This is a genomic window from Bradyrhizobium sp. MOS003, assembly GCF_003020125.1.
Lineage (GTDB): Bacteria > Pseudomonadota > Alphaproteobacteria > Rhizobiales > Xanthobacteraceae > Bradyrhizobium.
The window spans coordinates 520,103-542,908 of sequence record NZ_PYFW01000003.1; the positions used below are offsets into that span (position 1 = coordinate 520,103).

Here is a 22,806-nt window from a genome sequence, read left to right on the forward strand (position 1 = left end):
CATGATCCGTGACGGCATTCGGTAAACTCGTCCGCACCACGGCGTTCCGGCTGACGCTGGTCTATCTGCTGCTGTTCGCGATGTTCGCGGCATCGCTGCTGGCCTATTTCGCCTGGAATACGCGGCGCCTGATCACCGAGGAAATCACGCAGACGGTCAATGCCGAGACCTCGGAGATCTCCGAGATCTATGGACGCCGTGGCCTGCGCGGCCTGGTGCTGGCGATCGAGTATCGGGCGCTGCGGCCGGGCGCCAACCTCTATCTCGTGACCACGCCGACCGGGCAGTCGATCGCCGGCAATGTCGGCTCGCTGGCGCCTGGCGTGATGGCCACGCGTGGCTGGTCCGAGACCGCTTACCGGCGGATCGAGGACGCCGACGACCGCGACCATCGGGCGCTGGTGCGAGTCACCGAACTGGAAAACGGCTTCCGGCTTCTGATCGGCCGCGACCTCGCCGAGCGGCGTCGCCTGTTCGGCATCGTCGCCAAGGCGGCGCAATGGTCGATCCTGATCGTCGTCGTGCTCGGTCTCGGCGGCGGCATCTTCGTCGCGCGCCGCGTGCTCCGGCGCATCGACGCCATGACGGGGACCGCGCAGCGCATCATGACCGGCGATCTCAGCGGGCGTCTTCCCGTGGGCCGTAGCGGTGATGAGCTCGACCGCCTCGCCGAAAACCTCAATGCCATGCTGGAGCGGATCGAGGCGCTGATGGCCGGCTTGAAGGAGGTCTCCGACAACATCGCCCACGACCTCAAGACGCCGCTGACGCGCCTGCGCAACCGCGCCGAGGAGGCGCTGGCGCAATCGGGCTGCGAAGCCGATTACCGCGCGGCGCTGGAACGGACCATCGAGGAATCCGACGGTCTGATCCGCACCTTCAACGCGCTGCTGATGATCGCGCGCGCCGAATCCGGGCAGGCGCGCGGCAACATGGATGATTTCGACGCCGCCGAGGTCGCGGGAGGCATCCACGAGCTCTACGAGCCGCTCGCCGAGGACGACGGCATGACGTTGAAGGTCAAGGCCGAGCCGACACCGGTTCACGCCAATCGCGAATTGGTCAGCCAGGCGCTCGCCAATCTGGTCGAGAATGCGATCAAATACGGCAAGCCGGTCGCACAGACCGGCGGAACCGTGGTCAGCATGGACGCTCGCCCGATCACGATCGAAGCCAGGCGCGATGGCGACAAGGTGCTGCTCAGCGTCACTGATCGCGGTCCCGGCATCCCCGAGGCCGACCGCGCGCATGCCGTCGAACGATTCGTGAGGCTGGAAGCAAGCCGCACGCTGCCGGGCTCCGGCCTCGGTCTCAGCCTCGCCTCGGCGGTTGCGACATTGCATGGCGGTGAGTTGAAGCTGGCCGATGCCCAGCCCGGTCTCGTCGCCACGCTGGTGCTGCCCGCGCGCGCCGGGGCCGGCGACAGGGTTGCTCCGCCAATACCGGATGTGCCACAGAAGGTGGCATGAACCACTCCGCGCCGGGAAACGCGGACAAGCATGGTGAGAGCCTCGCCGCACGCTTCGCGGAGGCTCCCCATATTGCCGCTTCCACAACCGACGAGCGACCTTTTGACAATTGGCTGGCCGAGCTCGAGCCGGCGCAATTGGCCCGTCTCGAAGCGTTGCTGGCTCATCCCTTCGCGCGGGATATTTTGACCGGCATCGCGGAATTTTCGCCTTATTTGTTCGATCTGGTGCGCACTGAGCCGCTGCGCCTGATCCGGCTGCTCGAATGCGATCCGGATACGTATCTGCCTGCGTTGATCGCGGAGGCGAGGGGCGGGGTACTGGCCGCGACGGATGAAGCCGAGGTGATGCGGCTGCTCCGCCGCATGAAGGCGGAGGCCGCGCTTCTCACCGCTCTGTGCGACATCGGCGGGGTCTGGCCGGTGATGCGGGTGACGGCGGCGCTGACCGATGTCGCGGTCTCCTCGGTGCAGGCGGCGCTCCAATACCTGCTGCGGCAGGAAGCCGCACGTGGCAAGCTTTTGCCGCCCAATCCCGAGGCTCCCGAAGAGGGCTGTGGGCTGATCGTGCTTGCGATGGGCAAGATGGGTGCGGGCGAGCTGAACTATTCCAGCGACATCGATCTCATCGTGTTCTTCGATCCCGATTCGACGACGCTGGCGGCGGACATCGAGCCGCAACCGTTCTTCGTGCGGGTGACGCAGGGCATGGCGCGCATCCTGCAGCAGCGCACCTATGACGGCTATGTGTTCCGCGTCGATCTGCGCCTGCGGCCCGATCCGTCCTCGACGCAGGTGGCGATCTCCAGGGACACCGCGCTGAACTATTATGAGCGGGAGGGGCGCACCTGGGAGCGCGCCGCGATGATCAAGGCGCGGGCCTGTGCCGGCGACGCCAAAGCGGGCGACGCTTTGCTCGCCGAGATCGCGCCCTTTGTCTGGCGCAAGCATCTCGACTTCGCCGCGCTCGCCGACGTCCACGACATGAAGCGACAGATGCAGACCTATCGCGGCCAGAGCGAGGTCGCGGTGGAGGGGCACAACGTCAAGGTCGGCCGCGGCGGCATCCGTGAGATCGAGTTTTTCGCGCAGACCCAGCAATTGATCGCCGGCGGCCGCCATCCGGAATTGCGGGTGCGGCCGACGCTGAAGGCGCTCGACATTCTCGCCTCCAGCAACTGGATCACACCCACGGCGCACGACGAGCTGACCATTGCGTATGAATTCCTGCGCCGGGTCGAGCATCGCCTCCAGATGATCGCCGACGAGCAGACCCACACGCTGCCCGAAGACAAAGAGGCGGTCGAGCGTTTTGCGCGCTTCTTCGGCTATCCGGGTCGCGAAGCCTTTGCGAGCGACCTGCTGCGGCAGCTCGAGATCGTGCAGGGGCACTACGAAAAACTGTTCGAGGGCGACGATCCGACCGGCACGGCCAAGCTGCCGGCGCTCGACTACAGTGCGGGTCCCGACGATCCGCGCCTGCTCCAGCACCTCGCTACGCTCGGCTTCAAGAAGCCGGCCGCCGTTGCGCAGACGGTGCGCGACTGGATCACCGGCGACTATCGCGTATTCCGCGTCGAGGCGACGCGCAGCGCCTTCGTCGAGTTCGTTCCGGCCCTGATCGACGGCCTTGCCCATGCCGAGGAGCCGGATCGCGCCGTCGTGGCGTTCGATGATTTCCTCGGGGCGCTCCAGCGCGGGGGCCGGCTGATTACGCTGCTCGGGCAGAACCGCGATCTCGTCGCGCTGGTGGCGCTGGTGCTGGGCGCAGCGCCCCGGCTCGGCGAGATGCTGGCGCGGCAGCCGCAACTGATGGACGGCCTGATCGACCCGCGCTTCTTCGGCGCCATGCCGGACAGGCAGGAATTGTCGGGACGGCTGGCCGCGACCGTGCAGGACGCCGGCTCTTACGAAGAGTTCCTCGATCGCCTGCGCCTGTTCGGGCAGGAGAGCCTGTTCCTGATCGGCACGCGGATTCTCTCCGGCACCGTCTCGGCGCAGCAGGCGAGCACGGCCTTCGCCGATGTCGCCGAGGGCATCGTCCACACCGTGCACGGCCTCGTTGCCGACCGCTTCGCCGCGCAGCACGGCCGCATCAAGGGGCAGGAGACCGCGATCATCGCGATGGGCCGGCTCGGCAGCCGCGAGATGACGGCCTCGTCCGATCTCGACCTGATCCTGCTTTACGATTTCGACGGCGACCATCCGGACTCCGACGGGCCGAAATCGCTTCAGGGCGCGCATTATTTCGCCCGCTTCACCCAGCGCCTGATCAGCGCGTTCACGACGCGCACCAATTACGGCGTGCTCTACGAGATCGACATGCGGCTGCGTCCTTCAGGGCGCGCCGGTCCCGTCGCCTCGAGCCTGGTCTCGTTCGCGGATTATCAGGCCAACGAGGCCTGGACCTGGGAGCATATGGCGCTCACGCGCGCCCGCGTGGTGTCGGCTTCGCCGGAATTCCGGATGCGGATCGAGCGCGTCATCCGCGATGTCCTGACCCGCCGCCGCGATCCGGCAGTTACCGCCAACGACGTCGCCGACATGCGGCGCGCGATCGCCCAGGAGAAGGGCGAGGCCGATTGCTGGGACCTCAAATACGCTGCCGGCGGCATGGTCGACATCGACTTCATCGCGCAGTATCTCCAGCTCGTGCACGCGCACGATAGACCGGAAATTCTCGACGTCAGCACGGTGCAGGTGCTCGACAACGCCTGCAGGCTCGGCGTGCTTCCGCAATCGGAGACCGAGATCTTGCGCGCGGCCGCACGGCTCTATCACGACCTTACGCAGATCCTGCGGCTGTGCGTCAGCGACCGCTTCAAGCCGGAAACCGCCGGTACCGATCTGCAGCGCGTGATGGCGCGGGCTGGCGACGCGCCGGATTTCTCGTCGCTGGAGGCGCGTGTGAAGGAGACGCAGAGCGAGGTGCGGCGCGTGTTCAGGGCGCTGCTGGAAGGGACGCCGCTTTCAGCGAGGTGAGCGCCTCGCGAACATCAGGCTCCAGGCCGGCGCCGCCGGCGTCGAGATGGGCGAAGATCGCGCGCTTCATCCGGGGGTCCCAGAACTTCTTGATGTGCTCGGCAATCCCCGGCACGGCTTTATTGTGGCCCTGGCTCTGGAAGAACTTGCCGATCTGGTTGGCCATGTAGATCAGGCGGTCAGGCGACATCGGCAACCTCCGTGGCATGGCGAGCGGCGATCCGGCCGCCATGCGTAAATATCTCGAATCCGTCCTGCCGGGCGATCGCGATCAACGTGATGCCGGCGGCTTCCGCCGTGCGCACCGCAAGCGCGGTCGGCGCGGACATCGCGACCATCACCGGTGCGCCGATCGCGGCTGTCTTCTGCACCATCTCGACCGAGACGCGGCTCGTCAGCAGCACCATGCCTTGGCGCGCATCCGTGCGGCTGCGCGCCAAGGCGCCGGAGAGCTTGTCCAGCGCATTGTGGCGGCCGACATCCTCGCGCAGCGCGACGATGTGGCCTGCAGGAGACCAGAACGCGGCGGCGTGAACCGCGCGGGTCTGCAGATTGATCGATTGTAGCGGCGCGATCGTCTGCATCGCCGCCATGACCTGCTCGGGCGTGAAGGTCTGGCCGTGCGGCACGACCGCTGCGGGGCGTACGGCCTCGGCAATGGACTCGATGCCGCAGATACCGCAGCCGGTGGGTCCAGCGACGTGGCGGCGGCGTTCGCCAATGCACGCGGCGTCTCCCGGCGCAAGCCACATCCTGAGTTCAATGCCGTCGTCGAGGCGGACCACTTCGAACGACCGGATGTCGTCGACCGATCTGACGATGCCCTCGTCCAGGCTGAAGCCGACGGCGAAGTCTTCCAGGTTCTGCGGCGTCCCCATCATGACGGCATAGGTGCCGCCATTGTAAGTCAGCGCCAGCGGCGTCTCCTCAGGGATCAGTCGTGTGCCCTCGGACGCGACACCGTCGCGCCAGGTCTCGCGGTCGATAGCCTGGACCGGGACATGCATGCGGCTACTCCGCGGCCTCGGCCGGCGCGATGCGGCGGGACTGCCGCGCCTGCGCGTCATAGGCCTTCTGCCAGTCCGACGGCCCGTTCGAGGGTGAGACCTCGACCGCCGTGACCTTGTATTCGGGACAGTTGGTCGCCCAGTCCGAATAGTCGGTCGTGATGACGTTGGCCTGCGTGTCCGGATGGTGGAAGGTGGTGTAGACGACGCCGGGCGCGACACGGTCGGTGATCTCGGCCCGCAGTGTGGTCTCGCCGGCACGGCTCTTCAGCCGCACCCAATCGCCGTCACGCACGCCGCGCTGCTCGGCATCGTGGGGGTGGATCTCCAGCCGGTCCTCGGCGTGCCAGACCACGTTCTCCGTGCGCCGCGTCTGCGCGCCGACATTGTACTGGCTGAGGATGCGGCCCGTGGTGAGCAGCAGCGGATAGCGCGGGCCGGTGCGTTCGTCGGTGGCGACATATTCGGTGACGACGAACTTTCCCTTGCCGCGAACGAAGCCGTCGATATGCATCACCGGCGTTCCCTCCGGCGCCTTCTCGTTGCAGGGCCACTGCACCGAGCCGAGCTCGTCGAGCTTGGCGTAGGAGACGCCGGCGAAGGTCGGCGTCAGCGCCGCGATCTCGTCCATGATCTCGGATGGGTGGCCGTAGTTCATCTCGAAGCCCATCGCCTTGGCGAGGCCGATGGTGACCTCCCAGTCGGCCATGCCGTTCTTCGGCGTCATCACCTTGCGCACGCGCTGGACGCGGCGCTCGGCGTTGGTGAAGGTGCCGTCCTTCTCGAGGAAACTCGAGCCAGGCAGGAAGACATGGGCGTAGTTCGCGGTCTCGTTCAGGAACAGGTCGTGGACGATGACGCATTCCATCGCGGACAGTGCAGCCACCACGTGCTTGGTGTTGGGATCGGACTGCAGAATGTCCTCGCCCTGCACGTAGATGCCCATGAACGTGCCTTCGACCGCGGCGTCGAACATGTTGGGAATGCGCAGGCCCGGCTCGGGGTTGAGCTTGACGTTCCACAGCGCTTCGAACTGGTCGCGCACGGCATCACCGGAGATGTGGCGGTAACCGGGCAGCTCGTGCGGGAACGAGCCCATGTCGCAGGAGCCCTGCACGTTGTTCTGGCCGCGCAGTGGGTTCACGCCGACGCCGGGGCGGCCGATATTGCCTGTGGCCATCGCAAGGTTGGCGATCGCGATCACGGTGGTCGAGCCCTGGCTGTGCTCGGTGACGCCGAGACCGTAATAGATCGCGCCGTTGCCGCCGGTCGCGTAGGTGCGGGCTGCCTCGCGCAGGTCCTTCGGATCGACGCCGGTGAGGATGGCGGTGGCTTCCGGGCTGTTGTTCGGTTGCGCGACGAACGCCGCCCATTCCTCGAACTCGGTCCAGTCGCAGCGTTCGCGCACGAAGGCTTCGTTGACGAGGCCTTCGGTGACGATGACATGTGCCAGCGCCGTCATGACCGCGACGTTGGTGCCGGGCATCAAGGGCAGGTGCAGCGCCTTCACATGCGGTGATTCCACCATCTCGGTGCGGCGCGGATCGATCACGATCAGCTTGGCGCCCTGGCGCAACCGCTTCTTCAGGCGGGAGGCGAACACGGGGTGAGCCGAGGCCGGATTGGCGCCGATCACGAGGACGACGTCGGTGTCCTCGACCGAGTCGAAATCCTGCGTGCCGGCTGACGTGCCGAAGGTGGTGGCAAGACCGTAGCCGGTCGGCGAATGGCAGACGCGGGCACAGGTGTCGACATTGTTGTTGCCGAAGCCCGCGCGGATCAGCTTCTGCACCAGATAGGTCTCTTCATTGGTGCAGCGAGACGAGGTGATGCCGCCGATGGCGTCGCGGCCGTATGTCGCCTGGATGCCGCGCATCCTGGCGGCCGCGAACGAGAACGCCTCGTCCCAGGATACTTCGCGCCAGGGATCCTCGATCCGTTCGCGGATCATCGGATTGAGGATGCGTTCGCCGTGGTTGGTGTAGCCCCAGGCGAAGCGGCCCTTGACGCAGGAATGGCCGCGGTTGGCCTTGCCGTCCTTGTACGGCACCATGCGCACGACTTCCTCGCCGCGCATCTCGGCCTTGAAGGTGCAGCCGACGCCGCAATAGGCGCAGGTGGTGACGACCGAATGCTCGGGCTGTCCGATCTCGATTACGGACTTTTCGGTCAGCGTCGCGGTCGGACAGGCCTGCACGCAGGCGCCGCAGGAGACGCATTCGGAGCCGAGGAAGCTCTCGCTCATGCCGGGCGAGACGCGGCTGCCGAAGCCGCGGCCGGAGATGGTCAGCGCGAAGGTGCCTTGCACCTCCTCGCAGGCGCGGACGCAGCGCGAGCAGACGATGCACTTGGAGGGATCATAGGTGAAATAGGGATTGGACTCGTCCTTGGGCATCCAGTGGTCGTTGTCACAGCCGTGGCTTTTGGCGAAGACGTGGTTCTCGCCCTCATGGCCGTAGCGAACATCGCGCAGGCCGACGGCGCCGGCCATGTCCTGCAATTCGCAGTCGCCATTGGCGCCGCAGGTGAGGCAGTCGAGCGGATGGTCGGAGATGTAGAGCTCCATCACGCCCTTGCGCAGCTTCTTCAGCCGCTCGCTCTGAGTGTGCACGACGAGGCCGGGCATGACGGGCGTGGTGCAGGAGGCCGGCGTGCCGGCGCGGCCCTCGATCTCGACGAGGCAGAGACGGCAGGAGCCGTAGGCGTCGACCATGTCCGTCGCGCAGAGCTTCGGGATCTGGTGGCCGGCGTCCATCGCGGCCCGCATGATCGAAGTGCCTTCGGGCACCGTGACCTCGTTGCCGTCGATGGTCAGAGTCACCATCGTTTCCGATCTTGAGCGCGGTGTGCCGAAGTCGATTTCTTCGATCAGAGACATCGTTGCTCTCCTATTCCGCGGCCTGAAGCGTGATCGGCACCGGGACGAAGTCCTCCCGGAAGTGCTTCAATGCACTGAGCACGGGGTAAGGCGTGAAACCGCCGAGTGCGCAGAGCGAGCCGAATTTCATGGTGCTGCAGAGGTCCTCGACGAGCGCGAGGTTTTCATGGACGCGTTCGCCGTTGATGATTTTCTCGATGGTCTCGACGCCGCGGGTCGAGCCGATCCGGCAGGGCGTGCACTTGCCGCAGGATTCGATCGCGCAGAATTCCATGGCGAAGCGCGCCTGCCTGCGCATGTCGACGCTGTCGTCGAACACGACGATGCCGCCATGGCCGATCAGGCCGTCGCGCGCGGCGAAGGCCTCGTAGTCGAACGGCGTGTCGAACAGCGCGCGCGGGAAATAGGCCCCCAGCGGCCCGCCGACCTGCACGGCGCGAACCGGCCGGCCCGTGATCGTGCCGCCGCCGATGTCGTCGACGAGCTCGCCGAGCGTCACGCCGAAGGCGGTCTCGAACAGGCCGCCGTAGCGGAGATTACCGGCCAGCTGGATCGGCATCGTGCCGCGGGAGCGGCCCATGCCGTAATCGGCGTAGGTCTTGGCGCCTTCGGCGAGGATGAAGGGGACGGCCGCGAACGACAGCACGTTGTTGATGACGGTCGGCTTGCCAAACAAGCCGTGATGCGCCGGCAGTGGCGGCTTTGCGCGCACGATGCCGCGGCGGCCTTCGAGGCTTTCCAGCAGCGAGGTCTCCTCGCCGCAGACATAGGCGCCGGCGCCAACGCGGACCTCGAGATCGAAGCGGTACGTGGAACCGCCGATCTTGCTGCCGAGATAGCCGCCGCGCCTGGCGGCGACGATGGCGGCATTCATCGCCTCGACCGCGTGCGGATATTCACTGCGGATATAGATGTAGCCCTTGGTCGCGCCGACGGTGAGGCCGGCGATGGTCATGCCCTCGATCACCAGGAAGGGATCGCCTTCCATGATCATGCGGTCGGCGAAGGTGCCGCTGTCGCCCTCGTCGGCGTTGCAGACGATGAATTTGCGGTCGGCCTTGGCTTGTGCGACGGTCTTCCACTTGATGCCGGTCGGGAAGCCCGCGCCGCCGCGACCGCGCAAGCCCGATGCGATGATTTCGTCGAGGGTCGCATCCGTGCCGAGCGACAATGCGCGCTCCAGCCCCTTGTAGCCGCCATGGGCGCGATAGTCGTCGAGCGAGCGCGGGTCGATCACGCCGCAGCGGGCGAAGGTGAGGCGGGTCTGGCGCTTCAGCCAGGGGATCTCGTCGGTTGCCCCCAGCCGTAACAGGTGCGGCGTGTTGTTCGAGAGCGCGTCGAGCAGGGACGGCACATCGGCTTCCGTGATCGGGCCGAACGCGATCCGGCCCTGCGGCGTCGCCACCTCGACCAGCGGTTCCAGCCAGTACATCCCGCGCGAGCCGGTCCGGACGATCTCGATCGCCACGCCGCGCCTGGCTGCGGCCTGCTCCAGCGCCAGAGCAACTTCGTCGGCGCCGACGGCGATTGCACCGGCGTCACGTGAGACGAACAGACGCAAGCTCATCGCTGTGCCTCCACGATCAACGCATCGAGGCGCTTCTGGTCGAGTCGGCCGATCAGCCGGCCGTCGAGCATCGCAGACGGTGCGGTCGCGCACAGGCCGAGGCAATAGATCGGCTCCAGCGTGACGCGGTCGTCGGGCGTGGTGCTGCCGAGCGACACGCCGAGCTTTGCTTCGGCGCGCGCAGCCAGTGCATCGCCGCCCGCAGCCTGGCAGGCCTCCGCACGGCAGAGCTTCAGCACGTGGCGGCCGGCCGGCTTGTGGCGGAAATCATGATAGAACGTGAAGACGCCGTGAACTTCGGCCCGTGACAGGTTGAGCGCTTTCGCCACCATGGGAATGGCCGCCTCCGGCACATAGCCGAACGCCTGCTGAAGCGCGTGCAAGATGACCAGCGTCGCGCCCTCTTGGTTGGCATGTTCGGCGATGATTTCAGCGCCGCGCGTTTCATCCCAAGGTTCGTAACTCGCTGTCATTCTTCGTTCTCAAATTGAGCGTTTCCTCGGGCCAAACTAGTTGGAATCATTCGAAGATCAATAAAGCCGTCCCGTGCGGCGATTGCGAATTCCGATCGATTTGCAAGCGCAATCGCTCGATACGAATCGTCGATGAAGGCTGGGTCGGCTGCCGGTTTTTGCGTGTTGGTGCGGGCCCGGCGTGCTAGCTTGCATGCCAGGTCAGAATTCGAGGGGACGCCCGGTTGATCGACAAGCTTGAACTATTGCTGGCGCTGGCGAAGGAGCGTCATTTCGGACGCGCGGCGGAGGTCTGTGGCGTGACGCAACCGACGATGTCGACCAGTCTCAAGCAGCTCGAGGAGATCCTCGGCGTGATGCTGGTCCAGCGCGGCTCCCGCTTCCAGGGGTTCACTCCGGAAGGCGAGCGCGCGCTCGACTGGGCGCGGCGGATCGTAGGCGATGCCCGCGCGATGCGCGACGAGATCAACGGGCTGAAGCATCAGCTCTCCGGCGAAATCCGCATCGCGGCGATCCCGACCGTGCTCGGCATGGTGGCGTCGCTGACGACGCCGTTCCGCGCCAGGCATCCCGAGGTGCGTTTCAGCATCCGCTCGACGACTTCATCGGAAGTGCTGGGGCTGCTGGAAAATCTCGAAGTCGATGCGGGGCTGACCTATATCGAGAACGAGCCGATCGGCAAGGTACGCACCATTCCGCTCTACAATGAGAGCTATCGCCTCCTGACCGCGCCGGATGCGATGTTCGGCGACCGCGAGACGGTGACATGGAAGGAGGTCGGGCAGGTGCCGCTGTGCCTGTTGACGCCCGACATGCAGAACCGCCGCATCATCGACCGCGCCTTGCGCTCCGTCGGCGCGGAGGCAACGCCGACACTGACCTCGAACTCGCTGCTGGTCCTGTTCACGCATGTGAAGACGGGGCGGTGGGCGAGCGTGATGCCGGCCAAGCTCGCCGAGACGCTCGGCCTGTCCGACACGGTACGCTCGATCCCGATCACCGATCCCGACGTCAATTACAGCATCGGCATGGTGATCCCGCAGCGCGATCCGATGACGCCGCTGATCGCGGCGCTGGTCAATGTCGCGCGCGAAGTCGCGCCGTCGCTGCAGCTCTAGGGGGCTAAGCCGCCGCCGATATCTTGGACGCCTTGATCGCGTCGCGCGGCAGGGTCACGCGCACGACGGTGCCGACCTCGAGCCTGGATCGCAGCCGCATCGAGCCGCCATGGAGTTGTGCCAGCGAGCGCGCGATGGCGAGGCCGAGGCCCGAGCCGTGATAGGTCTTGGTCAGCTGGCTCTCCACCTGCTCGAACGGGCGGCCGAGCCGCGCTAGCGAATGCGGCGCGATGCCGATGCCGGTGTCGGCGATCATCAGCACGATCCGGTCTTCGAGCTGCCGGCTGCGCACCACGATGCGTCCGCCGTCGGGCGTGAACTTCACCGCGTTGGAGAGCAGGTTGACGATGATCTGCTTGGTGGCGCGGCGGTCGGCGACGACGGAGATTGATGTCTCGATGTCGGCATCGAGCGTCAGGCGCTTGTCCTGGGCCCGGCCGGTGACAACCCGCAGGGATTCCGCGAGCGTCTTCGCCAGGTCGAGCTCTTCCATGTCGAGCTTCATGCGGCCGGCCTCGATCTTGGACATGTCGAGGATGTCGTTGATGACCTCGAGCAGATAGTGGCCGCTGGTCAGGATGTCCTGGCAGTATTCCTGATACTTCTCGCTCCCCAGCTCGCCGAACATGCCCGAGCCCATGATCTCGGAGAAGCCGATGATGGCGTTCAGAGGCGTGCGCAGCTCGTGGCTCATATTGGCGAGGAATTTCGACTTGGTCTGGTTGGCTTCCTCGGCGCGGGTCTTCTCGCGCTGGTACTTCTCGGCGAGGTCGGCGAGCTCGATCGCCTGGCGCTCCAGCGCGGCTTGCGAACGCTTCAGGTCGATGACGGTGGCACGCAGGCGTAGATCGTTATCGACCAGCTTCTGCTCGTGCTCCTTGATACGGGTGATGTCGGTGCCGACCGAGACGTAGCCGCCGTCCTTGGTGCGGCGCTCGCTGATGTGGAGCCAGCTGCCGTCGTCGAGCTGCGCCTCGAAGGTGCGCGCGCCGGGGCCCTGGGCAGCGGTCTCGTTGTGGCGGGTGCGCACCTCCGGCATGCGGCCGACCTCGAGCACGGTCTCGTAGGAGGTGCCGGGGATGACGGCGCTGTCGGGCAGCTTGTGCAGGCGCTGGAAGTGCGAATTGCAGAGCACGAGGCGGTCGCTGGCGTCCCACAGCACGAAGGCTTCCGGAATGGTCTCGATCGCGTCACGCAAACGAAGATCGGCTTCCACCGTCCTCTCGGCGAGGCTCTTCTGCTCGGTGATGTCGACGGCGATCCCGATCAGGTGCACGCTGGAATCGGTCGCCCCGCGCGTCTTCTCGCAGCGGACGCGAAGCCAGATCCAGTGGCCGTCGACATGCTGCATGCGGAAGGTCTGGTCGATGTGGTCGATCTTCTCGGAGATGAGCTGGTCGGCGATCGCGAACAGGTCGATGTCGTCGGACTTCACCAGCGCGTTGACCTCGCCGAAGGTGAGGAGCTCGTGGCGGCCGTCGAGGCCCAGCATCGAGAACATCGATTGCGACCAGAAGATCCGGCCGCGCGACAGGTCCCAGTCCCACAGCCCGCAGCGGCCGCGGTTGAGCGCGGTGTCGATCCGGCCGCGCACGGCGTCGTTGATGAGGTCGCCTTCGCGGGCGCGGGTGGACTGCCAGTGGAAGGCGAAGCCCAGGATCAGGACGACGAAGCCTGTCGTCGCCGACAGCGTCACCGAGAGCGCTGCGTCCGAGCCCCAGATCGGCTCGTTGCGCTCCTGGATCACGGTGACGAAGCCGGGCAGCGACTTGATCTGCCGCGAGGTCGCCATCGCGGCGTTGCCACTCGGCAGCGTCATGTCGGAGACGTCGCCGTCGCGCGTCGGCGCCGCGAGCAATTGTGCCGTCGTGATGGCGTCGAGCAGGCGGTCGTTGCCCGAGGGGCTGCTGTCGATCGGGATGCGGGCGAGGACGCGACGGTCGATGCCGGCCGAGGTGACGACGACGTGGCGGCCCGAGGCTGCGCCCCAGGACGGGATCATATCCGGCAGCAGCGCCGGCAGGCTCTCGATGTTCTTGAGCCGCTCCTGCCGTCCGGAGGTGAGGCGGTCGACGCGTTCGGCGAGCAGATCGGCCAGCGCCGAGATGTCGTGCCGGATCACGAGCCGCTTCTGGCGGGTCTGATCGACGACCTGCACGAATGCGCCCAGGCAGATCGTGATCAGAAAGGCGATGATGAGCGTCGGCACGGCGCGACGAAGCGCCGGCTCTGCAATCAAGAGCCGATGATAGGCAGGTTTCGCGATCGACTGCGCCAATCCTTTGATCGAATCGGATTGGACGCACGCGTTCGCGGCGTCTGCACGCGACATGCCTTCGGCCCCCTAAAAACCTGCTTGCAACTGAAGTTCGGAGGCAGCCCCACATCGCTTCCGAATCACAGCGATTTGAATCCAGTTTTCGCGGGGTGTCGAGAGTCAATGAATCGTTAACGCGAAATTATTCTTATCCAACGCGCAGTTTGCGCATTGCACGTCCGCAAACATACGCGCGCGAGGAGTCCGAAACGGGAACGTGTGACTCGTCGCACGTTCTTCGTCGCATTTGCCGCGTCACGCGCGCGGCGGTTCGGCGTGGCTGATCACGCGCTTCACGTTCGGGAACGCGAGCCGCAGCGCGCGCTCGATGGCGTCGACATGCTCGTGCACCTTGATCACGCTCATCGACGGTGTGGCGCGGCAGTGGAAGTTGACGATCTCGCCGGCGTCGGTGTTGCGGACGCGCACATTGTGGATGTCGTGGATCTCGCCGCCGGCGGCATATTCGGTCAGTGCATCGGCGATGGTCCGCACCCGCTCCGGCGTGGCATCGACCCCGAACGGAAGTTCCGGTTCCAACGGCTCGATGTGGACGTCCACCTCGACGTCCTCGCCGAACTCCACCTTGATCTTGCGCTCGAGCGTGTTGGCGACTTCGTGGGCGGCCTCGAGCTGCATTGCGGCGTCGACCTCGAGATCGATGCTGACGATCAGCTTGCCACCGAGATCGTGCACCGTGACGTGGTGGACGGCGAGGCCCGAATTGTGCGCGATCACCATGATACGGTCGCGCACGGTCTCGTTGTCGCGCGCAACGGGAACGGCGGTGAAGCTGAGGTCGGTATCGCCGAATGCCTTCTCGACAGCGGCTTGCGCGTTGCGCTTGATGTCCTCGACGCGATCGATCGGGTAGGTCCGCGGCACCTTGGCGATGGTGTCGATGAACGTGGTCGCCCCGACCATGCGCACCCGCAGCCGCTCGATGTCGATCACGCCGGCCACGCTCCGGATCGCGGCGGTGGCCTTTTCGTGCGCGCCCTCCGGGGCGCGGTCGACCAGTGTCTGCACCGTCGAGCCGGCCATGCGAAGGCCGAGCAGGGCGATCATCACGGCGACCGCCGCGGCCGCCGCGGCATCGCCCCACCAGAAGCCGAGGGCGGCGAGGATCAGGCCGATGATCACGGCGAACGAGCCCAGCACGTCGGAGGCGAAATGCAGCGCGTCGGCCGCGAGCGCCTGGCTCCGCGTCTCGCGCGCCGCCCGCTGCAGGGCGCGGGCGCGCCAGAGATTGACGACAATGTCGATCACCAGCACCACGAACGGCACGGCCGAAATGGTCGGCGGAGGGGTTCCCTCGCGCAGCCGGCTGTAGGCCTCGACCAGGATGCCGCCGGCGAGCACATAGAGCAGGGCGGTGACGCCCAGCGCCGAGACGCTCTCCAGCTTGCCATGGCCGTAATGGTGCTCCTCGTCCGCCGGCTTGTCGGACACCCGCACCACCGCCCAGGTGATGATGGTCGCGATCAGGTCGACCGAGGAATGCAGGGCCTCGGAGATCAGAGCGAGCGAGCCGATCGCGATGCCGACCGCGAACTTGGCCGCCGCCATGCCGCCGCTGGCGAAGATCGAGATCGCGGCGACCGAGGTTTTATCGTGTTGGGAGGTCATGGCGGGGATTTAGCAGCATGGGGCGGGACATCAAGTGATGATCCACAGTAGTAGTCGCGAGTGAGTTGCAGGAGCGGGATGCCAACTCCGTCATGCCCGGCCATGACGGGCGGAGGGAGAGGGGCCATGCCGCTCTCGTTCCGCTGCCGCACCACTCACACCGTCACGACAATCTTCCCCAGATGCTTGTTCGCCTCCATGTGCTCGAACGCCTGGTCGATGTCGGTGAATGCGAACACCCGGTCGATCGGCAGCTGTAGCTTTCGCGACTCGACCGCGCCCCAGATGTCCTTCCTGACCTCCTCGAAGATCTCGCGGACCTCTTCGATGGTGCGGGTGCGGAAGGTGACGCCGACATAGTCGATGCGGCGCGCGGCGTGCAGGTCGAAGTTGAAATCGGCATGGGTGCCGCCGAGCCGGCCGACATTGACGATGCGGCCCTTCACCTTGGTCGCGGCGAGGTTCTGGCTCGCGACCTTGCCCGAGACCTGGTCGACGATGAGGTCGACGCCTTCGCCGTTCGTTGCCTTCAGGACCTCGTCGACCCATTTGGGATCGGAGCTGTCGACCGCGAGGTCGGCGCCGTACTCCTTCAGCCGGCCGCGGCGGGTGGCATCGGTTGAGGAGCCGATCACGAGCTTCGCGCCCTTGAGTCTTGCAATTTGCATCGCCATCAGGCCGACGCCCGAACTGGCGCCCTGGATCAGCACGCTCTGGCCCGGCTGCACGCCGCCGACGGTGACGACGGCGTTGTGCATGGTCGCGAGCGCGACGGGCAGGGTGGCGGCTTCCTCGAAGTTCATGTTCGAGGGCGCGCGGAACAGCCGGCCGTGATCGGCGAGTGTGTATTCGGCAAAGGCAGCGCCGCCCGAGCCCATGATGCGGTCGCCGATCTTCATACCCTTGGCATCAGGTCCGAGCTCGGCGACCTCGCCGGCCCATTCCATGCCGAGCACGGTGCCGGCACCGCCGGCGGCGCCATGGGCGTGGCCCTTGCGCATGCCGGTGTCGGCGCGGTTGAGCCCGCAGGCGCGCACGCGAACCAGCACCTGCGTGCCCTTGGGTTTTGGTTGAGCGACGTCGGAGATTGTCGCGCCGTTGGGACCGTAGACGTAGGCTTTCATGGATTGCTCTCGCTTCTTGCAGTGACTATTCTGCGGCTTGCGCGTTCGGATGAACGATCATGCCTTCGAGCCGGCTGCGGATGATGGCTTCCGCCTCGCGCACGATGCGGGAGACGAGCTCGGCGCAGGTCGGGATGTCCTGGATCAGGCCCTGCACCTGGCCGGCCGACCAGATGCCTTCGTCGGAATTGCCTGTTGCATACACCATCTTGCCGCGGGCGCCCGCGACCAGCTCGCGGATATCCTCGAACTTCGCGCCCTCCTTCTCCATCGCGACGACCTTGGTCGAGATTTCGTTCTTGGCGACGCGCGAGGTGTTGCGCATGGTGCGGAAGATCAGCTCGGTCTCGCGCTCGTCATTGGCGACGATCTTCTCCTTGATGAGCTGATGGATCGGGCTCTCTTTGGTCGCCATGAAGCGCGTGCCCATGTTGATGCCCTCGGCGCCCAGCGCCAGTGCCGCAACGAGACCGCGGGCGTCGGCAAAGCCCCCGGAGGCGATCATCGGGATCTTGATCTTGTTGGCGGCGGCGGGAATCAGGATCAGGCCGGGCGTGTCGTCCTCGCCGGGATGGCCGGCGCATTCGAAGCCGTCGATCGAGATGGCGTCGACGCCCATGCGCTCGGCCGAGAGCGCGTGGCGGACGCTGGTGCATTTGTGCACGACCTTGACGCCGTGCTTTTTGAACTCGTCGACATGCTCCTGCGGCTTGTTGCCGGCGGTCTCAACCACGGTGATGCCGGCTTCGATGATGGCGGCGCGGTATTCGGCATAAGGCGGTGGCTTGATCGCCGGCAGGATGGTGAGATTGACGCCGAACGGCTTGTCGGTGAGGTCGCGGCAGCGCGCGATTTCCCTGGTCAGATCCTCCGGCGTCGACTGGGTCAGCGCCGTGATGAATCCGAGCGCGCCGGCATTGGCAACGGCGGCAACCAACTCGGCGCGTCCAACCCATTGCATGCCGCCCTGGACGATCGGGTGCTCGACGCCGACGAGTTTGGTGAACCGTGTCTGCAGCATGATGTTTCCCCCTGGGCGGCGCAGGCCTTGTTATCGGTTGATGCGTGGAGGATGCCGCCGGGGTTGGCAAAAGTCTATCAGCGGGGCGTGCGGTGGGGGCAGGGCGATCATGCAGGGAGGGGGAGGATTCCGTGGCGTGGACAATCCTGGGGCACGGATAACCTCGATCCGGCTCTTCAAACACTGGGCACGCCTTCGCGCTCTCGCGGCATCTCGGCCCGAGCTTTGCTTCGTCGCGTTGCCCTCACGAAAGACAAGGGCGCAGGGAAGGCCGGGCGCCGGCTTTCACCCGTAAGTCCGTGCGCAAAAAGATGCACACGGGGTGGACCACAGGTGAGCCGAACGCCCGGCCTTCCCTGCGCGATGGTTTACGGCGTACTTCGCGCTCTCCCCGGGGAGCGTTGCACTATTGCCCCCGTCGCCTCGCGGATGACTGATGCGCGCACCGGTTGGCCGCCACATCACCACAGGACTTGACGCACAGACCCCGGGCGCCAGGACCACACGACTTGACCGTCCGCGCACGTCCTCGCTGGGAATCCGAGGGGTGGCGTGTGCTCGCCCCCGAAGCCATGCGAAGACGCTGTCGGTGCCGGGTCGTATGCGCGAAGCCTGCCTTGCTCACGGTGTCCCGCCCTGCAAGGCTGCTCGCGCCCGACGCCGTCGCGTCCATCGCACCCCGGCCCGCGGTTCGTGACGATCGCGATCCGCCCCTCGTCTTGGGCCAGGGTGAGCTGCTTGTACGGCAAATCAGAATTTCGGTAAATTGGAATATTTTGACGGATGGGGATTGACAGGCGGGGTCGCGGATTTGACGGGGTGTTTTGCCCGACGAACGAGGGCGTCACGCCGGACGCGGCCGGTGCACCAAGGGCACTCCGGCATCAATGACGGTAGAGCTACTCCGCCGACAGCCGCACCATCCGGCGGCCGCCGTTCATTTCCTTGAGGCGGTTGACGAAGTTTTCGGGACGCTGCCAGCGGTTGGGAACCTCGAGGCCCATGAACTCGGCGATGTCGCCGATGAAGCCGGTGCAGTTCATGGTCTCGGCGTTCCAGACCGGCGAGTTCGCCTGCAGTTTCTTGATGTAGGCAAACACGCGCCTGGCGTCGGCCTCGTTCAGATAGACGCGGTAGCTCGCGGTCAGATATTCCGGATCGAGATCGCCGTAGCTCGCACCGGTCTCCGATGGAACGAAGGTGAGGTGGCCGAGCACGTAGGTCAACGTGTCGCCGGCGGGCGTGAGGCCGGCGACCTCGACCGCCTTCTCGCTGGTCTTGCCGTACCAGACAAAGGCGTGGCCCCAGCTCGCGGCCGTGCGGGCACGGAAGTCGACGTAATAAGGACCCTTCTCCGCGCGGGCGACGGAGCGCCGCGTCGATTGCGGCGCCGGCCTTGACGTGGACTCTGTCGTGGCAAGCGCATTGGCGTCGGCAACGCGCTTGTTCGCTTCATGGGCCGAGGCCGAGGGCGTCGTACACGCGATCATGGCCGCGAGAGTGACCCCCGCTAAAATGCAGGGTCCCGATCGATCAGGTTTGTTCGTCACGCTTTGCCCCTCGACTGTCGGCCGCCTACGCTGGTTTTGCGCTGCGTCTCAGTAGCGCGCGGAGACCGGGCCGGGCGCCTTGCCGATCGGGGCTTTTCCAACCGGGCTTTTGCCAATCGGCATCTTGCCGATCGGTGCCTGCTCGGCCGGATAGACAGGCACGGGCTGGCGGCGCGGCAGATCCGCGGCGTTCGCAGCCGTCACCAGAGCAAGCGTGGCACCCAGAGCAATTACAATCTTCTTCACAGCGATACCCCTAGAAGGTTTGGTCGAAACACGGTCATGCCGTGCCCCCAGACACGCCTTCAAGAAAGGCGGCGGAATGCGACCAAGTTGCGGCGCGCGCGGGACATGTTGGCGGCATTGATCGGGCGCGCGCAGATGTGATGTGTACGGATGTTTCGCAGTTGCGCGGCTCCTGACGCCGCCGCAGCCGTTCGCGGGATGGGTTCACTTCGGGCGACCCGTCCCGCGATTTAAGTTGTCACCTTTCAGGCGAACAGCAGCCGATCCTTGATCTTGTGTCCGACGGTAAAGTCGTCATCGAACCACGCCTTTTCGCCCGGGCCCGGCGGCCGCGCCAGATGCAGCCTCTCGCCCTTGCTCTTGGCCTGCTTGACCGCGACCCGGAACGTGTAGTGGTCGAAGATGCTGAGCGCCTCGATCATGTAGGACACGGCGATGCGCCGGTCTTTGATGATCAGGAGATTTTCGCCGTTCTGGCGATCGGCAGGTTTGGAGAAATTGTACGATCCCAGATAGACCCGCGCTGTCGGCTTGTCGAAGTCGATCACGGTGAACTTGTGATGCATGCGCGTGCCGGTGCCGCCGGTCGGCTCCGACTTGAAGGGTTCCGGCACATTGGCGCCGAGCTCGGCGGCGAACACCGGCGAGACGTTTCCATTGGGGTCCTGCACGTCGATGCCGCCGACCTTCTTGTCGGATATGCCGTAGACGAAGATATTGTCGTCCTTGGTGAGGTCTTCGATGGCGTCACGCACGGAGCCGCCCGTCTGGAATAGAAAGGCGAGCGAGTAGAGCAGTGACGACGTCGTGGTCTTGAGGTCGGCAGCGATCTCGTCAAGCTTGGCGTTGGCGGCGCTGTGCGGCGAGAACGCCACCTTGGCATCGATGCCGGGAAGGCCGAGATCCTGCCAGTCGGCCGAGGGCGTCGCGCCGAAGCCTGCGGCGCTGTTGCTCTGGGCGACGTAGCCGTCGAATGCTTCGAAGGCGAGATCGACGGGCTTCTGGCCGGTCACCTCCAGGGCGTTGTTGGCCTGCACGTAGAAGCCGCGCCAGGACAGATTGGTCGAGCCGAACACCACCTTCTTCACGGTCGGCCCGTTCACCGCGATCGTCTTGTTGTGCTGCAGATTGCCCATATGCTGGCGCAGCACGTTTTGGCGCCCGGCCGAGGCCACCAGCCGGCTCTCCGCAGCAGTTTCCGCGGAATCGCCGTCGCCGTGCGAGTCGCTGTCGTCGATGATGATCTTGAGCGACGGTCCGAGCTGGACGAGGCGGTCGAGGATTTCAGGCAGATTGAGGTCGTAGGCGACGACGCGGACCTCGGCATGGTCGGCGATCGCCTCGTCGAGGGTTTGCAGGATCGCCCCGCGCGCCTCAAATCCCATCCAGGCCAGCGCGGCCTGCGTGTCGGGATGGGTCGGCTTGAAGTCGAGCCCCTGCGCGGCAAGCGGCGCCACCAGCGTGTTGATCGGGCCATGCGCCAAATAGCGGTCGACGAAGGCCTGCGACGAGACGAAGCCGCGGGTGAAGGTGACATTGGCGATGCCGGGATAGGTTTCGCGCGCGAGCTGGATCGGCGCCTGCTGCGGCTCGCCCTTGCTGAGGGTGCCTTGCGCATCCATGAACATCGGCGTGACGCGATAGATGAAGTCGCCGACGAGTTCGGCGTTACGTGGGAAATGCACCCAACGGAATTTCTGGATCGGCGATTGCAGGGTCGAAAGCTTTTGGGGATTGACGGTGCCCGCCGCGTCGAGAAAGCCAAGCCGATTGTTCAACGCGAAGAACGCGGTGCCGCCGGGCTCCTGGTACTCGATCGCGAAGCCAACGAAATTCGCCGGCGGTTGGCCGGCCTTCCAGTTCATCGCAACCAGCGTCATGCCGTCGCCGCGATGCAGTTTCAGCGAAAAAGGCGCATTGGCGTTGGTGCCAACGACCTGGAAGCCCGACGCGCCCGGGGGTGGATTCGACGGGGTGGGCGGTGTCACTGCCGGCGTGGGAACGGCCGGCGGCGTCGTGGCTGGCGGCCTGGTCGACGTGCCCGCCTTGTTCGCAGGCTTGCCCGTGCCGGTCTTTTTCGTCTTGGACGCGCCGGTCGTGCTCTTCTTCGCGGTCTTGCTCTTCTTCGCCTTGGCGGCTTTCTTGCTCGCCTTGGACTTGGCAGTCTTGACCGATTTAGACTTCTTGACCGATCTAGACTTCTTGGCTGCTTTGGATTTCTTGGCCAATCTGGATTTGGCCACGGCCTTTTTCGACTTGGCCTTTGCCTTGGCCTTTGATTTCGACGTCTTTGCTTTGGATTTGGTCTTCTTGGCAGACTTGGCGACTCTTCGGGCGGCCATGGACGCATCCTCCGAATATCAATGTTGGCCGGCATCGGCGTGTCGGCCGGCGATGGAATGATGATCGAGTCGAAAAACCAGAAATCCAAATGCTCGCGTCTAGATTGTATCACGGCCCGAGTGAACCGAGAATAGCTGGCGGTCTCGATTTGTTGCGGTGCAGGGTCAGTGTCACCCGATCCAGTTCAGGCTATTGCGGATCGTCGCGAAGATGCCGCCGATGTCCTTGCGCAAGGCATCGAGCGCGTTGAATTTGTCGAAGACGCGGGCGAGGCGCTGCTCGATCTCGATCTTGTTCTTCGACAGCGTCTCGACGCGGGAGCCGAGCGGCGTTTCGCCGCCGGTCTCGAGCTCGTCGATGCTCTTGGCCATGCGGTCATGGCTGAGGCTGAGCTCGCCGATCAAGGCGTTGATGCCAGCGTCGCTCGACCGCAGAGGCGCAAGCTCGGCGTGGGATTGGGCGAGGTCTTCCTTTGTACTGGTTGAGGGTCGCAAACGTCTCCTGCACCGCGCTCACCCGACCCGGAAGCGCCGCCACGTCGCGCGCGATGTCCCTCTGCCGGTCAGCGAGGTTGTTCTTGCGGTCGTCGGTCTCGAGGTCGTGCAGGGAGCGTTCGAGCTGGTTCTGGCGGTCGCGGATTTCGGTGAAGACCGGCTCGACCGCGCGGCGCTGGTGGCGACCTTGCCGACCATCTCACGCAACGCCTGTTGGCGGCGGCGGATTTCGGCGAGCTGATCGTGCATGTCGGCGGACTGGTTGCGGGCCTGCTGGAGCAGGGCGCGCTGCTCGACCTCGCCCAGCTTGTCGTGAAGGGCAGAGACGGCCTCTTGGAGGGCGCTCTCGATCAGGTGCTGGACGGTGGCGTCGAGATGGTTTTGCAGGGCGTGGGCGACGACGACGTCCTCGCGAGTCTTCTTGAGGCGGTCGCGCAGCGTTCAGGCTGCGGTCCTGGCGCAACAACCGCCAAGTGGTTGCCCCGATCAGCGCCAGCGCGATCGCCCCGACGGTGCCGGTCGCGATGCGCTGCGGCATGGGAAGCGCCGCGAACGAGGCGGGCAGGTGGGCAATGTCGTAGCCAAATGC

17 protein-coding genes are annotated in these 22,806 nt (G+C 65.6%); 4 read left to right on the forward strand and 13 right to left on the reverse strand.

Annotation, left to right across the window (positions count from 1 at the left end; genetic code table 11):
* Window positions 1-8 precede the first annotated feature (8 nt).
* Window positions 9-1,469 (forward strand): sensor histidine kinase, encoded by a 1,461-nt coding sequence (locus C7G42_RS17285; RefSeq protein WP_106950147.1) that lies wholly within the window; start codon window positions 9-11, stop codon window positions 1,467-1,469.
* The gene (locus C7G42_RS17290; protein WP_106950148.1) at window positions 1,466-4,450 is read left to right on the forward strand and encodes a bifunctional [glutamine synthetase] adenylyltransferase/[glutamine synthetase]-adenylyl-L-tyrosine phosphorylase; all 2,985 of its coding nucleotides are present in this window, start codon (window positions 1,466-1,468) and stop codon (window positions 4,448-4,450) included. Before C7G42_RS17285 ends, C7G42_RS17290 begins: the two co-directional genes overlap by 4 nt.
* On the opposite strand, the gene C7G42_RS17295 is transcribed toward C7G42_RS17290, so the two are convergent.
* The 5 genes from C7G42_RS17295 to C7G42_RS17315 are packed head-to-tail and all read right to left on the reverse strand — an operon-like array spanning window position 4,410 to window position 10,375.
* Entirely contained in the window at window positions 4,410-4,640 is a 231-nt protein-coding gene (locus tag C7G42_RS17295) for a formate dehydrogenase subunit delta (protein ID WP_162308463.1), read from the reverse strand. The two genes, C7G42_RS17290 and C7G42_RS17295, sit on opposite strands and share 41 nt — an antisense overlap.
* A complete protein-coding gene (gene fdhD, locus C7G42_RS17300) occupies window positions 4,630-5,457 on the reverse strand; it encodes a formate dehydrogenase accessory sulfurtransferase FdhD (protein ID WP_106950149.1) in 828 nt (275 codons plus the stop codon). The genes C7G42_RS17295 and fdhD overlap by 11 nt, the downstream gene beginning before the upstream one ends.
* 4 nt (window positions 5,458-5,461) lie before the next feature.
* On the reverse strand, window positions 5,462-8,335 hold the full coding sequence (fdhF, locus tag C7G42_RS17305) for a formate dehydrogenase subunit alpha (protein ID WP_106950150.1): 2,874 nt from the start codon (window positions 8,333-8,335) through the stop codon (window positions 5,462-5,464).
* 10 nt (window positions 8,336-8,345) lie between these two features.
* The gene (locus C7G42_RS17310) at window positions 8,346-9,902 is read right to left on the reverse strand and encodes a formate dehydrogenase beta subunit (RefSeq protein ID WP_106950151.1); all 1,557 of its coding nucleotides are present in this window, start codon (window positions 9,900-9,902) and stop codon (window positions 8,346-8,348) included.
* Complete coding sequence (locus tag C7G42_RS17315; protein ID WP_106950152.1) at window positions 9,899-10,375, reverse strand: formate dehydrogenase subunit gamma; 477 nt, start codon at window positions 10,373-10,375, stop codon at window positions 9,899-9,901. Before C7G42_RS17315 ends, C7G42_RS17310 begins: the two co-directional genes overlap by 4 nt.
* A 224-nt stretch (window positions 10,376-10,599) precedes the next feature.
* Here C7G42_RS17315 and C7G42_RS17320 point away from each other — a divergent pair, with 224 nt between their 5' ends.
* Window positions 10,600-11,493 carry a LysR family transcriptional regulator gene (locus C7G42_RS17320; RefSeq protein ID WP_106950153.1) on the forward strand — a complete coding sequence of 298 codons (894 nt, stop codon included), beginning with the start codon at window positions 10,600-10,602 and terminating at the stop codon, window positions 11,491-11,493.
* A 4-nt stretch (window positions 11,494-11,497) separates the two neighbouring features.
* Here C7G42_RS17320 and C7G42_RS17325 read toward each other — a convergent pair whose 3' ends face one another.
* The 8 genes from C7G42_RS17325 to C7G42_RS35845 form a co-directional block, all read right to left on the reverse strand.
* Window positions 11,498-13,825 carry a PAS domain-containing sensor histidine kinase gene (locus tag C7G42_RS17325; protein WP_106950154.1) on the reverse strand — a complete coding sequence of 776 codons (2,328 nt, stop codon included), beginning with the start codon at window positions 13,823-13,825 and terminating at the stop codon, window positions 11,498-11,500.
* 240 nt (window positions 13,826-14,065) lie between these two features.
* Window positions 14,066-15,439 (reverse strand): cation-efflux pump, encoded by a 1,374-nt coding sequence (locus C7G42_RS17330; RefSeq protein WP_106950155.1) that lies wholly within the window; start codon window positions 15,437-15,439, stop codon window positions 14,066-14,068.
* 155 nt (window positions 15,440-15,594) lie between these two features.
* The gene (locus tag C7G42_RS17335; RefSeq protein WP_106950156.1) at window positions 15,595-16,563 is read right to left on the reverse strand and encodes a quinone oxidoreductase family protein; all 969 of its coding nucleotides are present in this window, start codon (window positions 16,561-16,563) and stop codon (window positions 15,595-15,597) included.
* Window positions 16,564-16,588: 25 nt separating this feature from the next.
* Complete coding sequence (locus C7G42_RS17340) at window positions 16,589-17,584, reverse strand: NAD(P)H-dependent flavin oxidoreductase (RefSeq protein WP_106950157.1); 996 nt, start codon at window positions 17,582-17,584, stop codon at window positions 16,589-16,591.
* Between the two features lie 899 nt (window positions 17,585-18,483).
* Entirely contained in the window at window positions 18,484-19,134 is a 651-nt protein-coding gene (locus tag C7G42_RS17350) for a hypothetical protein (protein WP_106950159.1), read from the reverse strand.
* 48 nt (window positions 19,135-19,182) lie between these two features.
* The gene (locus C7G42_RS17355) at window positions 19,183-19,380 is read right to left on the reverse strand and encodes a hypothetical protein (protein WP_502694212.1); all 198 of its coding nucleotides are present in this window, start codon (window positions 19,378-19,380) and stop codon (window positions 19,183-19,185) included.
* Window positions 19,381-19,625: 245 nt separating this feature from the next.
* Window positions 19,626-21,722, reverse strand: a complete 2,097-nt coding sequence (locus tag C7G42_RS17360) for a phospholipase D-like domain-containing protein (protein ID WP_106950160.1) — start codon at window positions 21,720-21,722, stop codon at window positions 19,626-19,628.
* 171 nt (window positions 21,723-21,893) lie between these two features.
* Window positions 21,894-22,127, reverse strand: a complete 234-nt coding sequence (locus C7G42_RS35845) for a hypothetical protein (RefSeq protein ID WP_245427771.1) — start codon at window positions 22,125-22,127, stop codon at window positions 21,894-21,896.
* Between the two features lie 7 nt (window positions 22,128-22,134).
* On the opposite strand from C7G42_RS35845, the gene C7G42_RS35850 reads away from it, so the two are divergent.
* Entirely contained in the window at window positions 22,135-22,458 is a 324-nt protein-coding gene (locus tag C7G42_RS35850) for a hypothetical protein (RefSeq protein ID WP_245427773.1), read from the forward strand.
* Window positions 22,459-22,806: the final 348 nt, after the last annotated feature.